This window comes from Chamaesiphon minutus PCC 6605 (assembly GCF_000317145.1).
GTDB lineage: Bacteria > Cyanobacteriota > Cyanobacteriia > Cyanobacteriales > Chamaesiphonaceae > Chamaesiphon > Chamaesiphon minutus.
The window spans coordinates 1,514,868-1,529,639 of the sequence record NC_019697.1; the positions used below are offsets into that span (position 1 = coordinate 1,514,868).

Below are 14,772 nucleotides of genomic sequence, written 5' to 3' on the forward strand. Positions count from 1 at the left end.
TTTTGAGTCTGTAGAAGTTATAGGCGATCGTATAGGGGACAATAGCGAGAGGAGATCGGAGTATAATCGGGTAGAAGAGGGAGTTTAGCCCTCCCCTCCCACACCACCCATCATGCGGGTCCGCAATGGGCGGTTCAAGAAGACTTTGCAAACAGCCTTGACCATCTACGAAACGTAACCCTGGGCTTTCATCCAGAGCTGGCGAATCGATAGCAATCCTTGTTCCTCTAACCACTTCTTTAACAAGCGCAATGCACCGGAACTTTGAAGCATACTCATTATCAGCAGAAGTTGCTTGCGTCCGGTGATTGCGATCGTTCAATCGATATCACATCGATATTCATACATACACATTCGATCGATCGACCAAACTTAATCATATCTCGTCTAACCATGTCTGGAAGATCGCCCCTCAATAAAGGCTCGATCGCAACTTTAATTCGATCGGTAGAAGAAAGAAGATCTAGATTTTTTGGTGCCTCGATCGGAAGGCGTGATAAGGTCAAAATACTTGTAATCCCTATCATTAGACAATTACGATAGTCGATCTTGCCAATCTTTGGGATTTCGTTTGCTGTGAAAACAAGCAATCACAAATACAGTATCTTCTTCAACAATATAAAAAAGACAATAAGGGAAACGCCTGACTAAGACTCGTCGAGCTTGTTGATAAATGAGCCGATAGGCAAGAGGATTGCGCCCGATTGTGGATATACAATTATCAATTGCTCGTACAAATTCAGAACCTAAACCAGTCTCTTGTGACTCATACCATGTAAAAGCATCTTCCAAATCTAACTCTGCTTCTGGACGGATAATCAGCCTGTAATTCATTTGGAAGTGCCTAATCGCTGCTTGACAGTTTCCCAACTAGAGCCAGCGTTTGGATCTTGCCGATGTTGTTCCAATCTTCGATCGAGTTCTTGCTGTTGCGCTCGATCTAATTCGATTTCATCTTGTCTATCTAGAATACTATCCCATAGATCTTCTGCAAGTTGAATCCGCTCGGCAATACTCAGTTGAGAAATTTCAACTTTGAGAAGAGGATGATTACTCATGCTAATTTAGCTATCCAAATTATATCCATGTCAGAATTATAGCATTGTGACAAATTTTAGATGCTATGTATGAAATAGTTTTTACCACTCGATCGCTGGGCACCACATCGATATTCACGCCTACACATTCGATCGATCGACCAAACTTAACCATGTCTGGAAGATTGCCTCTCAATAAAGGCTCGATCTGAACTTTCACTCGCTATTCCTGGACTCGATCTGGAAAAGATATCTCCAACACGACACAACCAAGATCGGTTTTGAATGGCCCGTGAATCTCTCCAGGTGGTCTACTGGCATAATGTCCAGTCTCTAGCCACATATCGAAAGCTAGATCGTAAAGACGACCGCTGACAATTAAAATTTCTTCAGGATAGTCGTGACTTTTTACACCGAAACTAGTCGTATCCGCACCAGGATAAAACCGAGTTAAGCGGGTGTATTCACCAGTTTCAACATCTATGCTGAGAGTCAGTTCTTCTACCATTTCTTCAAGCCCCGCGATCGATTTCCGCAGGCTTTTATTTGCTCGATGTAATGGGTTCCAGTACTCGATCGTCGATTTTGGCATATCACCTCATTTTAATATCAGCGTGGCAGAATTTCACTAGTGTGACCTGCGATAATTTGAATCGAGCCACTAGTAGAAATTGCCCAAACACGGGTAAATCGAATATTTTGTTCGACTGGGGTACCTTCATAACTGCCTAATATGTGCATCAAAACAGAAACAACTGCAAACCCACCATTGAGTTGAATCTGTCGCTCTGATGGTGTAATTTCGGTAAACTTAAATTTCCCAGAACGGTGAGCATCAAGATCTTCCTGCTTACTAAGAATTTGTCCGAGATGATTTGTAAATAGCAGTTCGGGAGCGATTAAATCATCTAGTTCAACAACATCAGAATGCAGCATTGCCTGTCTGAGTCGCTCTTCTAATTCGATGATTTGAGCTTGACTAACTATCATAATTTGCTCCCATTGGTTCCGAAATGGTGTTTTGTTGAAGAGGTAGCATTTTACTTTTGGTTATATGCTCGATCTTAATAATTGCGATCGAACTATCGTGCTTTTACCTGGCTTTATTTAGCCGCATCCGCACCGAGATTACCCAATTTTGGACTCCACCACTGCCCCTCATTACCCTGAAAATAGGCAACATCCTTGTGTTTGGGCTTGGTTCTAGCTTCCGCATCCGAACACCGCAGCATTGACTTTTCTTTTCCATCCTTCGTGTAACTATATTCTTCCAGCGGCTTCTGACAAACCGGACAAGGATGTTCGGTTAGCTTTGCTGGCGATGACTGCTCGGTTTTAGGTTGCGGAATCTGCCATTCATTCGCTCGCTCCGACCAAAACATTACTAATCCCTTACCCTCAGTATCTTTGCAACCATCCTCACACTTGAGAAAATAACCCTTCTTCACCTTCTTGGTTGGTACTTTGGACATTGGCTTGCTGCAACTCGGACATTTAGAGCGCGATTTCTCCAGCTCTTTACCCTGGAACGAGCCATAATCTTGCTCCGGTAAATTCTTAGTAGCTTTACTTAATGCTGGCGCAAAATAGCTCCGGTTCCACTCAATTAGATAACTTTGCCATTCCTGCTGACCCTTGGAGATCGCATCCAGTTGAGTTTCCATCCCAGCGGTGAATTCCGATTGAATCAATTCTGGCAAAGCTTGCATCAGAAAATCATCCACTTGTAAACCCACAGTCGTCGGTTGCACTTTGCTCTTGACTAACTCCACATAATTACGTTGTTTGAGGGTGGCAATTGTCGGCGCATAAGTCGAAGGACGACCGATGCCTCGCCGTTCCATCAGTTGAACGAGTTTTGGTTCGGAGTAGCGCGGCGGTGGTTGGGTTTGTTTCTGCTCGTAACTGATATTATCTGCGGTAAGTGATTGTTTGGGTTGCAAGCTAGGCAATACGGCATCACCGCTAATATCTTTCCAATATTTGGCATATCCCGCAAATTCGAGCATTTGTCCTCTGGCTTGCCACTGGATTTCACCAGATTGGGTAACGATCGTGGTTTTGCGAATTTGGGCAGGCTTACACTGGGATGCGATCGATCTCATCCAAATCATCAGATACAGCGCAAATTCATCCTCTGAAAGCTGCTGTTTGAGTTCGCTTGAGGCTTTATACCAAATCTAAAAAGTTAGACTACAGATAAATTCTAAAATTTGCTCATCCCCTTTATAAGGGGAGATTGGGAGGGGTAAAGATCTGTAGCCGTAATTTAGAGAATTGGTATAAATTGCCTCTTGACAATTAACATAATCGCTTCGCGGACTAAATATCTTATACCAATTCTAAAAAAAATGACTACAGATGTGAGAAGATAGCAACACCCATACCGAGCGAGGGCGAGATGATGGCCGGAATATATAAAATCGAGATTGCCGAAACCGAACAAGAGCTTAAAAAAATGTTAGCGATCGAGAAAAGTGGCGCGAACAAAGAAAGAATTCAAGTTTTGTACTTGCTGTCGAGCAAACAAGTAAAAACCATCAAAGAAGCAGCAAGCATCATTGGCAGAAATCGAGTGACAGTACAAGATTGGCTGACGAAATACCGTCAAGGAGGGCTAGAAAATTTATTAGCCAAAAAAGCTAGTAGTGGCCGACCAAGAACAATTCCTAAATGGGCAGAAAAATCTCTCATTAAGAGATTAGAATCGAGTGAAGGATTTAATAGCTATGGGGAGATTTGTGAGTGGTTGACAACTAAATTAGGAATAGAGGCGAAATATAAAACAGTACATCAACTGGTTTATTATCGTCTGGGCGCATCACCTAAAATAGCTCGCGACTCGCGCTCGTCGGGTGTCCCGACGGTTTAGCGAGTCAAGACAGACCAAAAAGTCTAGAGCAATCAGAATCAAGATTAGAGACTTTTAAAAAAACTTCGTAGGTAACCTAGCCATGCTGAGTTTGGTCGCCATTGAGATGATGGGGCTAGGCGGTAAGATTAGATTCTTTTGTGAAGATGAAACCCGAATTGGATTAAAAACAATCAGCGGTAGAAAAATTACTGCTCAGGGTGTAAAACCTTATGGAAAGGTGCAGTGGCAGTTTAAAGCCACTTACATATATGGTGTGGTCGAACCAAAAACTGGAGAACACTTCTTTTATGAGTTTACTCATCTCAATAGCAAATGCTTTCAGATATTTCTAGAGTTAGTAGCTCAGGAATTTGCGGATAGTATTTTGATTATTCAGCTAGATAATGGTGGTTTTCACAAAGCTAAAAAACTCAAAATCCCTGCCAATATTATTCTCATGTTTCAACCGCCTCATTGTCCCGAATCTAATCCAATTGAACAGGTGTGGTCATATTTGAAAAGAGGCTTGAGATGGCAGCTACCATCTTGTCTAGATGAATTGAGGCTGTTAATTACCGAGCGATTGGAGCAGATGACATCACCAGTGATTGGTTCAATCGTCGGACGAGCATCAATACTGGAGGCATTATCTGTAGTCGGTATTTAAAGAATTGGTATTAGTTATATCTGTCGGTCTGACCGCTTCATGGGCTTCCTGAGCATCTTTAGAACTGCGCTGTTTTGCCACCTTATTAGGCACATTGTCCTTATCATGAGACAACAACCATTCCCGTGCGGCTTTACAAAAATCCTGACTGAGTTCGACTGAATCAGTCCGCATATAGGTGATTAACCCTGCTTCATAGAGCTTCTGGGCGACGGACATCGTATGTTCGGGACTGAACTTCAATCGCGCTCCAGCGGATTGTTGGAGCGACGAGGTGATAAAGGGAGCGGGTGGTTTTTTGGGAGCGAGTTTACCTTCGATCGATTTAACTTGATGGGGGTGCGCTTTGCCGATTTCTACCAACCTGTCGGCTTCAGCTTGACTCAGTACCCGCGTCGATTCGGCAACTTTTTCTGTCGCGCCAGCATCGTCACTAGTTTCTTCGTCTGGGGCTGGTGAAATAGATTGGGTAGTGCCGTTGTAGAAGGCACGGAAACCTTCGGCATAGTCTACAAATACCGACCAATAATCTTGAGGTATGAAGGTCTGAATTTCTCGCTCTCGCTGACAGACTAAGTGGAGAGTTGCTGATTGCACCCGTCCGACGCTTTTCGCACCGTTATTTAATCGCCAGATCAGCGGCGATCCTTTGTAGCCGACCAATTTATCCAAACAATCGCGACACCTACCTGCCTCTACTAGAGCCATGTCGAGCGATCGAGGACTAGCAATTGCTTTCCTAACTGCGGACTCGGTAATCTCTTGATAGACAACCCGCTGGGGCTGTTTGAGTTTCAATACTTGAGCGATATGCCAGCCGATGACTTCGCCTTCCCGATCGGGATCGGAGGCGATGAATACTCGATCTGCTTGTTTGGCTGCGGCAATGAGTCCAGCGATCGTTTGTTTGGCGCGATCGTCGCGAGGGATATAGCGACAATCGATCGTGTCTACACCCAAATGGAAGCCTAACGCACCATCCCCATCGTTGGCGAGTTGGCGAATATGCCCGATAGCGAAGCGCTGCCTTGGCAGGTCGATGCCTTTACATCCCAGTCGGAGCCGAGGATACTCCTAAGCTTTTTGATTTTGCCAGCAGATTCAACAATCAACAGATTTCGCATAAATTTAGGTGAACTGAGGATTTAACTAAACGATCGATCTTCACTCGATCGTTCGAGCCAAACCGATCTAATTACTGCTAATAACTAGTATATCGGTAGCGATCGTTCCATACTTTTATCGTCACCCCCACCAACGTCAACTCCACTAAATCCCTTTTACTCCCGATCGATCCGATCGAATAGCGATCGCTTAATAGAGTTGACAAACCAGTTATAACAGGCTAAAAGTAAGACAAGCCCATAAAATAGCCCATGTAGTTATTTTCAATGGCTGTAAGCCTTGCATGACAAGGCTTGTGAATCTATTCTCTCTTCGTTGACATCGATGAGGTCCGCCGTTCGAGTCGGCGTACGTCCATTGGTTGGTAATATACTGCTGGTAAGGCTTTTAGGAATCAAATCATGCCCTAACAGCCGAATTCTTGTCTCTATTCACAGTAAATAATGTGCTGTTTTGGCTGGTTTGGCTGGTCTATCGCCCACCATTTCACCCACTGTTTTATGCACGTCGAAAAGCGCGGAAAGAGCTTACCGATCCGGTTTACACACGATGCCAAGCACTACAGCTTCAGTTTGCCCAAACATAATAACTCTGTTGGGGAAGCAGCAGCCAAGCTGGTTATGGCACAAATTGAGAAAGACATTGCCTACGGAAATTTCGATACCTCACTCCTTCGATACAAACCCCGCAAGCAGGGCAAAAATCCCACTCCCAAATTCAATGACTATCCCGCCGACTTTTTCGACTTCATCACTATCGACGAATGTCATCATGGTGGAGCCAGCGACGAAAGCAACTGGCGGGGAATCTTAGACTACTTCTCCCCAGCCGTCCAACTCGGACTCACTGCCACCCCCAAACGTACCAATAACGCCGATACCTATGCCTATTTTGGCGATCCTGTTTATGCCTATGCTCTCAAAGACGGCATCAATGACGGCTACCTGACCCCCCTTAAAGTTAAGCAGATCGAAACGAGTCTGGATGAATATATCAACGACGGTAAACTCGGCGAACAATTTCTCAGCACCTTTCAAGATAACGAGAAAAATATCCCCACCATCCTCACCACCTCCCAAAAACTCTCGACCGGAGTAGATGCTAGAAATGTCCATAATATCGTCCTGATGCGCCCGATTGGATCGATGATTGAATTCAAACAAATTATCGGTCGCGGTACCCGCCTATTCGATGGTAAAGACTACTTCACCATCTATGATTTTGTTAAAGCCTACGAACATTTCAACGACCCCGAATGGGATGGCGAACCCCAAGAGCCAGTAGTAGTCAAAACTCGCGCCGAACGCGAACCTGGAGCTATTTCTAGCGATAACAATGATGAAGCCGAACTCGAAATCGAACCGCTTCGCCCTCAGAAAATCAAAATCAAACTCGCTGATGGTAAAGAACGATCGATCGAACATCGGATCGCTACTAGCTTCTGGAGTCCTGATGGCAAACCGATGACCGCCGCTGAATTCGTCGAACGTCTATTTGGTGAGATTCCTCAACTGTTTAAAGATGAAGATGAACTCCGCCAAATCTGGAGCCGTCCAGACACCCGTAAAGCCTTACTAGAAAGACTATCGGAGAAAGGCTATAGTGAGGAGCAATTAACTGAAATCAGCCGCCTGATTGATGCTGAGAGTAGCGATCTATACGATGTGTTAGCTTATATTGCCTATGCTGCTGTACCCATCACTCGGAGCGATCGAGTTATCGCTCATAAGTCGTTAATCTTCTCGCGGTATGTAAGCAAACAGCAAGAATTCTTAGACTTCGTACTGAAGCAATACGTGAAGTCTGGAGTGGGGGAACTCGATCGCTCCAAGCTCCCGCAACTGTTGGAGTTAAAGTATCACGATCTACGCGATGCCGTTGCCGAACTCGGTAGCGTTGGCACGATCGGCGATGTATTTGTTGGATTCCAGCAATATTTATATGCTCGCGATCGAGTAGCTTAACCTGGGAATCCGAGACGATAACACTCAATAACTTAGATGCGATCGAAGCTCAATTTCGAGAATTGAAAATTATTAGTGCTATTTTAGTACTAAATCAAATCCGAACTATTCGATGGCAAAGTATTAGCTACCTGATTGACGGACAAAAGTTGTTTGAGTCCAGATATGAGTGTGGGCGGTAAACTCAATGCGGTACATTTTGTGTTGATATTGTGAATGAGAAGCTTTGACAGGGTCGGGGTCAATATTAGTAGTAAAAGAGATATCAGAAAATAAATCCCAGCCATTAATCATCGCTCGTTTAACCCAGCTCCAGCCAATTTTCAAGTAACTAGAACCACGAAACCAATGTGGGTCAACAAGACGACGCTGACCAGTCACAACAACTCGAACACCAGTCGCGGTCAAAAATAAAGTAGTCATCGCCTATCAAGCGAAGTCTGCCTTCAATGTCTTCAGGAATGTGAAAATTGCACTACCAGAAGCTGCAATTATTATCATGGTGATTATTACCACTTTGATGGCAACACCTTGTTGGCAGCTCGCTTTTGGTAAATCTGACGAACCACCAGCGGCAGCACCGACGATCGATTAATTCGATCGACTTCATTAAGAATTACTAATTATTCGTGAATGGGCACGAGCCAAAATTCGATGATTCTATCAGCAACTGCTCGCTTAACTTACTGGTTTGCCAAAAATTTGGGGGTAGACAATATTCGCAAAGAACGGGTCTACTTAGATCTGGCTCAATCCTTAACCCTAACCGATGCCAGCTATTGGATTCAGGTGTTACTTGCTGCTGGAATTGCCACTCTGGGGTTAGTGTTGAATAGCCCTGCTGTGATTATTGGCGCGATGCTGATTTCGCCGTTGATGGGCAGTATTTTGGCAAGCGGGTTAGCTCTAGCCACTGGAGATGCGATCTTGGCTATCCGAGCTATTTTTAACCGTAGCGCGGGGCGGCGGACTGCTGTTTTTTACCAACTTGGTTGCGATTACCTTTATGGCGATGCTCGTGTTTTTAGCCCTAAATATCGATGCAGGTCCCGTGCGAGATCGAGTGCGAACGTGGCGGGATGCGGATCGCGAGAGCATTTGGGTACAGTCATTAGTAGATAAACTGCCTGTATCTGGGCGGCTGAAGCGCATTGGTGGTTTACCGAGTCGTCTACTACTAATTGTGACGACTATTTTGGTAATTTCGGTGCCGCTCAATCGATCTTATAGTCAGCTTCGGAGTGAGATTAGTTATAAGCAGCAACAGAATCGACTCCGCAGTAACGCCACAGAAAGCTAGCGATCGAATCCTTAATACTACCGCCCCCCGCTCGATTGGTTAGCTATGAGGCTAGTACTAGCCCCGTGGCACCATTAAAAATGCAGATTAGTTACTTGAGCGAGCGAGATATCGATCGTGATGGACAAGCGGTACTGCTCGAGGATATCCGCAGGCAATTAGATTATCCGACAGCAGAGGTGACATTCAATCGACTCGCTCCCATTTCGGAAACAGTCACCTTTGAGTTAGATCGAGCGCAAATCCCGCCCAGTCAAACTAAATTACTCGAACGCGAAGCGCGCCACCAAGGCGGTCGCATCGGTCTGGTCATGAAGCAAAATCCGACATTGCAAATCGAGCTACAAGCTGGGCAAACGCCATCAGAAATTAGCACACTCGCCCAGGATCGCTCGCTAGCGATCCAGAACTATCTACAAACTCAATGGCAAATTCAACCCGTTGGCTCCGGTTCTCAGCAGGAGCGTCGCTATCTTGTTAACACCGATCTAGCAACCACTCCTACCATTCGATTGAAGACAACGATCGAATCGCGTCAAAATGCCTTGACAACCGACCCGATCGATGCTGGTAAACCAAATATAAAATAACGATTCAAAATCGGATGTACTCTCTACCATTGAGGAGACGAGCGGATCTCCTCAAGGATAGAGAGTCAGCAGGTGCGATCTTGTGTACGATCCCAGCAAGAACTAAAAATTTAGAATCGATATCGACAGCAATATCAAAGGCAACAAGGCTGAAAGTCGATCGGGTGAGATTCGAGCTAGAGCGAGAAACAATTACACATGAGCCAACCCAAACATCAGTCAATCTGGGATAATTTCAACAATACCAAGCTAATTCGCTATGTATTGTTATTTATACTTGGGTGGGCGATCGTTCAAATCGTAGCTTACTTTAGCATCGACCTGAGCGAACTTGAAACTCAACTTAGGACTCAAGTACCTTCTACCGTAGGGTTTGGGTTGGCAATGTTACAAAACATCTTCGGAAATTTGCTTGACTTAGTTATTATTGCAGTTGTTGCTTTATTTATGCTACTTGATGGTAAAAGATTGTGGAATTTACTTTTGCGAATTTTCCCGATCGGAATGCGCGATCGCGTTACAGAGGTAGTACGAAAAAACTTTCTGGGCTTTTTTTGGGGGAGATTAATTCTGAGTGTTTTCTTTGGTATTTCTATTTATATTGTGTTCCTATTCTTAGGAGTTAATTCTCCATTAGGATTGGCAGCAATCGTCAGTGTATTCGATTTGATTCCAGGGATTGGAGCAACGCTGGGAGTCAGCTTAGTGTCGCTGATTATTTTACAGCAAGGAATTGCTCTAGCACTAATTACTTTGGTAAGTTGCATTCTGCTTCAGCAAGTTCAAGAAAACCTGCTCATGCCTAAAATTATGCAAGGATCGATCGATCTCAATCCGGTAATTATGTTTTTTGCATTGCTCGTAGGTGCGAAGGTAGCAGGATTAGTTGGCGTGTTTTTATCGATCCCGCTGGCTGGCATCGCGATCGAATTATGCGGAGTTAGAGAAATGCAACAAGACCAAGATTAGCATTGTTAACGATCTCCTCGCTCTAGTTTGTTAGCTCGATTGCCAAATACAATTCCAATCGATTCTCTTTCAGAGAGGCTTCTCTTCGAGACGCTTCGCGAACGCCAACGAGCGGTCGCGACACCGCCCGACTCGCCAATTACAGATTTAATGACTGGCGTAGGCAATCGTACTTAACAAGGCATTTTCAGACTGGCGAGAATCCAACCGAGTATGTTGCACGACAATCGGCACATCCGAATGAATTACACTAGCAAAATCAGTGTCCAGCGGAATGGGTTCTGGATCTTGTAAATCGTTGAAGCGAATGTGACTGGTGCGTCGCGCTGGAACCAGCAAACGGTAAGGGCCGACAGGATCTCGATCTGTATAAAAAATTGTCATTTCAATCCGAGCATCTCGATCGTTAGCATTGAGGATGCAGACTGTTTCATGGCTTGTAAACTGTGGTTCTGGCCCATTACTATAGGCGGGAATATAGCCTTCGGCGATCGCCCAGCAGATTTTTCCAATCGGTTCATTCATAGTATTTTTTGAGTATTAATCGTTGTCGGTGGACTCTTTAATGTAGAGATATATTCTCGATCGGTAGTTCGATCTCGATCGCACGAGTTGCCACTCTGGCGATCGGCGACGAGTTTGGCTGCGACTGGCTCCAGATGCTGGTAACAAGCCATTAACGACTCCCAAAAAGTGTAAAACCCGATTCTCCAAGGGAGAGGCTACGCCAACGGCAGCGCGATTCTCGTTCCGAGAGGCTTCGCCAACGAAACCCGTTTCTGACTGACGATTTTGCAAACCTCTCAAACCATGTAAGTCGAGAAAGCTAAAGCCAACCTTGGAGAAAAAAGGCAAGATACAAAACAACAGAGTGTCGATATCTTGGTTCACTAATCCCACCCCAGAGGGGCCAATCATCCAGACAACTGGGTAGCCAATCCACAGTACGGTAAAGTAAGTCGTCAACTTCTGATAAAGTGTCGCTAGTTCGCTTCCTTGACCCCTTGCCTTGGCCCGTAACGGTACCCAAATCCCCCACAGCACCACCAGGAAAGCTGCCGTGCCGCAAATGTACCAGAGATATCTCACCCAATTTTGGGATGAAAGATCGGCAATTAATCCAGTCGTAATGACGACTATCTGTGTACTCATCAAAAAGCCAATTAGAGTCCAATCTTTCTTAATGAACTGCATCGCCGTCCAAGCAAGTGTCAGTAATAACAGTGGCGTAGTCACCATCCAATCGATATAGCGGGCATAGTGAACGATGCGTCCGGCAACTTCGACTTTGCCCTGACCCAAAGCCATTGACATATATGCCAGTCCCGACCAAATCGGAATAAAAATTGCCACTAAATATTCAGACTGAGGAACGCCTTTGGGGTTGCGGCTCAAAGACCAAAAATGTAACGCCCCGATCGTCATTCCCGCGACATACAACCAATGCAAAGTTGTCTGTAAGTTCATCGCAGTTTTCCTAGTGTAGGTTTCATTTCTAACCTTCAGGGTTAAATGTGACACCAACATGACAAGTAACTGGAGTTCGATCGATAACGCTCGACTACCGGAATTTTATGTGTCACTCAGAGCGGTTCAACCGCTCAATTCTTAATGCGGTAGCCGATCGATTTGCGGACATGTGCGATCGGTAATACTAATTCCTGCGCGATTGCTGCTTCAACCCGACTAGCTTGGGTGAAGAGAAACTCGTATTCGAGCCTTTTTAAAGTTGGCTCGGTAGTTTTGATGATTACAGTAGTTATACCGCGACGGCGATCGATTTCGGCATTCATGGTCAGGATTGTCAGTGACAGTTTGGTTTTTAACTGGGTACCTGCCTGAAGTTTGTTGACAGAATCATAAGAACGACTGAGCACTTGTGGTGTCATCCAGTTACCTGTAAACCAAATAAATCCAGCAATTAAAGGCAAGGGCAGCCAAAATTCCCCACCAACGCGATGGAGCAGTTGGAGCAAGCGAGAGGTATCCATATTAACTTTCGATGGGCACAGTCGATCCAGAGTCGATAGTAGGATCGTAGCCTAAGCGCGGATGGCGTTAAATCTAACTTCAGACAGAGGCATTATGTGAATTACTTTTCTACAATACAGTCACGTTCAGGACTGTAGCCCATGCGAATACTGCTGGTCGAAGATGATGCCAATCAACTAGAGCCATTGCAAGCGGCCCTCTGTGAGGCAGGGCATATTGTCGATGGGATCGAAGATGGGGCGACTGCTCAGTGGATTATATCGCAGCGAGATTATGACTTATTGATCCTGGATTGGTTGTTACCCCAAGTCAGCGGGTTAAGCTTGTGCCAACAGTACCGTCAGTTAGGGAAAACGGCTCCGGTATTGATGTTGACGGCAAAAGACGCAACTTGTGACAAGATAAGTGGTTTAGATGCGGGAGCCGATGACTACCTCGTCAAACCGACCGATGTATTTGAATTGCTGGCACGGGTGCGGGCACTAGGACGGCGATCGCCACTCTGGCAAGGGGATACGCTGCATGTTAAAGATCTCACGTTGCATCTATCGATGCTGACAGTAGAAAAAGGCGATCGCTGCCTCCAATTATCAACCCGCGAATTTCAATTTCTAGAGTATTTGATGCGCCATCCGCGCCAAGTGCTTTCCCGCGACCAAATCGAGCAAGCCTTGTGGGTGTGGGGCAACGAACCAGAGAGTAATGCAATTACTACTCTAGTCCGGCGGCTGCGGCAGCGATTGGAGGCAGTCGGAGCTATCGATTGGCTAGAAACTATCTATGGCATGGGATATAGCTTGAATCCAGATGTTCGATCGTAGCCGCCGCAATCTGGCCTACTGGTTTACGCTGTCGATGGGGAGCATCGTGCTCATTTTTGCCAGCGTCATTTATTACCAGCAAGCAGTCGAGCGGCTCCAACAAAGCGATCGGCAGCTCTACCGGAAAGCTAGCCTCATGGCGGCCAATATCGATTATGCGCGGCACGATGGTAAGGAGCACCTCGATCTGAGCAATGTACCAATTTTGGGGAGCTACGCGCCGCCTGTCGATAACAATTTGGTCTATGTTCGGTGGTATTCAGCCACTGGCAAGCTCCAACGGTTTTATGGCACACAACCCTCAGATCGAATTCGATCGACCGCAGCTTTTGAAACCATCGACGATCGCACCGAATGGCTGCGGCAATTAACGCTGCCAGTCGAATACAACAGTCGCACGATCGGCTACCTCCAGATTGCCATTCCCTTGACGGACGATCGAGACATACTTAGAGAATTACTGATGGTCATGGCGATCTCCGTGCCCTTGACGCTGGGCGCAGTTAGTTTAGTGGGTTGGTATTTGGGCGGGATGGCAATGCAACCCATTCGACACACCTACGCTCACCTGCAAAGATTTACGTCTGATGCCTCCCACGAATTAAGGGCACCGCTAGCCGCGATCCTCAGCAATGCTCAGGTTGGTCTGATGAGTCCACTTGAAGCAGGTCAGCCCAAGCACATTCGCTTAGAAAAAATCGCGCAAACGGCTAAGTCGATGAATCAGTTAGTGACGGAGCTGTTGTTCTTAGCACGACAGGCTGGACGATTAGATGCCAACTCGATCCGATCGATTCACCTCAACAATTTACTCAAAGAGACAATCGCTACTGCATCAGTACAGAGCGTTGCCCACCATTTAACGCTCGATACAGAACTGCCAGAAGAGAATATTTTCATTAACGGCAATCCCGACTTATTAATGCAAGCGATCGCCAATCTCCTCACCAATGCTTGCAAATACACCTTGCCTGGAGGTAAGGTGTATTTGCGATTGGTAAGTCAATATCATCGCATTTTAATTCACGTAGAAGATACTGGCATCGGCATTTGTGCAACAGACCTGCCGCATATTTTTGAACGATTTTACCGAGTCGATGCACAGCGATCGCGCGACAAAGGTGGCACTGGCTTGGGGTTGGCGATCGCCCACCAAATTATTGCAGCTCACGGCGGCTATTTAACAGCCAGCAGCCAGATCGGGCGGGGTTCCCTATTTCAAATTGAATTTCCAGTCGTTTAAATCGCCCCATTAAAATTTTGATTTTGTTCTAAATCCTGTCATATTCAGGTCACATTTACTGTCGAGGATAGAGGTAGGACTTGAATTTTTAATTATCACTAACGTGGAGGAGCATGTGTTGCACCAAGCAGGGGGAATTTGACTCTTAAGCCCCCTTTTCAATGGGGTTGGGGGATTTAGATCTACGCTTTTCAGACACCCTCTCATGCT

The 14,772-nt window shown here is 45.7% G+C and carries 17 protein-coding genes and 3 pseudogenes; 9 read left to right on the forward strand and 11 right to left on the reverse strand.

The annotated features are described in order from the left end of the window. Positions 1–534: 534 nt before the first annotated feature. The 6 genes and pseudogenes from CHA6605_RS06980 to CHA6605_RS07000 all read right to left on the reverse strand — a co-directional run. A complete protein-coding gene (locus CHA6605_RS06980) occupies positions 535–834 on the reverse strand; it encodes a type II toxin-antitoxin system RelE/ParE family toxin (protein ID WP_015158793.1) in 300 nt (99 codons plus the stop codon). Next, positions 831–1,058 carry an addiction module protein gene (locus tag CHA6605_RS06985; protein WP_015158794.1) on the reverse strand — a complete coding sequence of 76 codons (228 nt, stop codon included), beginning with the start codon at positions 1,056–1,058 and terminating at the stop codon, positions 831–833. Before CHA6605_RS06985 ends, CHA6605_RS06980 begins: the two co-directional genes overlap by 4 nt. Positions 1,059–1,077: 19 nt before the next feature. Further along, positions 1,078–1,257 carry a hypothetical protein gene (locus CHA6605_RS33790; protein ID WP_157259890.1) on the reverse strand — a complete coding sequence of 60 codons (180 nt, stop codon included), beginning with the start codon at positions 1,255–1,257 and terminating at the stop codon, positions 1,078–1,080. Between the two features lie 3 nt (positions 1,258–1,260). Beyond that, on the reverse strand, positions 1,261–1,629 hold the full coding sequence (locus CHA6605_RS06990) for a cupin domain-containing protein (protein ID WP_015158795.1): 369 nt from the start codon (positions 1,627–1,629) through the stop codon (positions 1,261–1,263). A 17-nt stretch (positions 1,630–1,646) separates the two neighbouring features. Continuing rightward, positions 1,647–2,027: a nuclear transport factor 2 family protein gene (locus CHA6605_RS06995; RefSeq protein ID WP_015158796.1), complete on the reverse strand. Its 381-nt coding sequence runs from the start codon at positions 2,025–2,027 to the stop codon at positions 1,647–1,649. 113 nt (positions 2,028–2,140) lie between these two features. Next, positions 2,141–3,208, reverse strand: a pseudogene (locus CHA6605_RS07000) (DNA topoisomerase); the annotation flags it as partial. A 230-nt stretch (positions 3,209–3,438) separates the two neighbouring features. On the opposite strand from CHA6605_RS07000, the gene CHA6605_RS07005 reads away from it, so the two are divergent. After that, complete coding sequence (locus CHA6605_RS07005; RefSeq protein ID WP_157259892.1) at positions 3,439–3,909, forward strand: helix-turn-helix domain-containing protein; 471 nt, start codon at positions 3,439–3,441, stop codon at positions 3,907–3,909. Between the two features lie 82 nt (positions 3,910–3,991). After that, positions 3,992–4,558 carry an IS630 family transposase gene (locus tag CHA6605_RS07010; RefSeq protein WP_086936182.1) on the forward strand — a complete coding sequence of 189 codons (567 nt, stop codon included), beginning with the start codon at positions 3,992–3,994 and terminating at the stop codon, positions 4,556–4,558. 15 nt (positions 4,559–4,573) lie between these two features. Here the strand turns inward: CHA6605_RS07010 and CHA6605_RS07015 are convergent. Then, positions 4,574–5,682: pseudogene (locus CHA6605_RS07015) on the reverse strand (type IA DNA topoisomerase); the annotation flags it as partial. A gap of 702 nt (positions 5,683–6,384) precedes the next feature. On the opposite strand from CHA6605_RS07015, the pseudogene CHA6605_RS07020 reads away from it, so the two are divergent. Then, positions 6,385–7,647: pseudogene (locus CHA6605_RS07020) on the forward strand (type I restriction-modification enzyme R subunit C-terminal domain-containing protein); the annotation flags it as partial. A gap of 123 nt (positions 7,648–7,770) precedes the next feature. On the opposite strand, the gene CHA6605_RS07025 reads toward CHA6605_RS07020, so the two are convergent. Then, a complete protein-coding gene (locus tag CHA6605_RS07025; RefSeq protein WP_051038761.1) occupies positions 7,771–8,070 on the reverse strand; it encodes a hypothetical protein in 300 nt (99 codons plus the stop codon). A 40-nt stretch (positions 8,071–8,110) separates the two neighbouring features. Between CHA6605_RS07025 and CHA6605_RS36100 the strand changes: the two genes are divergently transcribed. The 4 genes from CHA6605_RS36100 (at position 8,111) to CHA6605_RS07040 (ending at position 10,506) form a co-directional block, all read left to right on the forward strand. Then, positions 8,111–8,242, forward strand: coding sequence for a hypothetical protein (locus CHA6605_RS36100; RefSeq protein ID WP_269744567.1), 132 nt, complete (start codon positions 8,111–8,113; stop codon positions 8,240–8,242). A 281-nt stretch (positions 8,243–8,523) separates the two neighbouring features. Next, positions 8,524–8,769 (forward strand): hypothetical protein, encoded by a 246-nt coding sequence (locus CHA6605_RS37145; protein WP_315874939.1) that lies wholly within the window; start codon positions 8,524–8,526, stop codon positions 8,767–8,769. 258 nt (positions 8,770–9,027) lie between these two features. Further along, a complete protein-coding gene (locus CHA6605_RS07035) occupies positions 9,028–9,537 on the forward strand; it encodes an OmpA family protein (protein ID WP_015158798.1) in 510 nt (169 codons plus the stop codon). A 198-nt stretch (positions 9,538–9,735) separates the two neighbouring features. Then, positions 9,736–10,506, forward strand: coding sequence for an AI-2E family transporter (locus CHA6605_RS07040; RefSeq protein WP_015158799.1), 771 nt, complete (start codon positions 9,736–9,738; stop codon positions 10,504–10,506). A gap of 147 nt (positions 10,507–10,653) precedes the next feature. On the opposite strand, the gene CHA6605_RS07045 is transcribed toward CHA6605_RS07040, so the two are convergent. The 3 genes from CHA6605_RS07045 to CHA6605_RS07055 form a co-directional block, all read right to left on the reverse strand. Beyond that, positions 10,654–11,031, reverse strand: a complete 378-nt coding sequence (locus tag CHA6605_RS07045; protein WP_015158800.1) for a sensory rhodopsin transducer — start codon at positions 11,029–11,031, stop codon at positions 10,654–10,656. 15 nt (positions 11,032–11,046) lie between these two features. Next, entirely contained in the window at positions 11,047–11,973 is a 927-nt protein-coding gene (locus CHA6605_RS07050) for a bacteriorhodopsin (protein WP_015158801.1), read from the reverse strand. Positions 11,974–12,107: 134 nt separating this feature from the next. Next, positions 12,108–12,497: a hypothetical protein gene (locus CHA6605_RS07055; protein ID WP_015158802.1), complete on the reverse strand. Its 390-nt coding sequence runs from the start codon at positions 12,495–12,497 to the stop codon at positions 12,108–12,110. 141 nt (positions 12,498–12,638) lie between these two features. Between CHA6605_RS07055 and CHA6605_RS07060 the strand changes: the two genes are divergently transcribed. Both CHA6605_RS07060 and CHA6605_RS07065 read left to right on the forward strand, forming a co-directional pair. Further along, entirely contained in the window at positions 12,639–13,319 is a 681-nt protein-coding gene (locus CHA6605_RS07060; protein ID WP_015158803.1) for a response regulator transcription factor, read from the forward strand. Beyond that, positions 13,306–14,562 carry a sensor histidine kinase gene (locus CHA6605_RS07065; protein ID WP_015158804.1) on the forward strand — a complete coding sequence of 419 codons (1,257 nt, stop codon included), beginning with the start codon at positions 13,306–13,308 and terminating at the stop codon, positions 14,560–14,562. Before CHA6605_RS07060 ends, CHA6605_RS07065 begins: the two co-directional genes overlap by 14 nt. Positions 14,563–14,772: the final 210 nt, after the last annotated feature.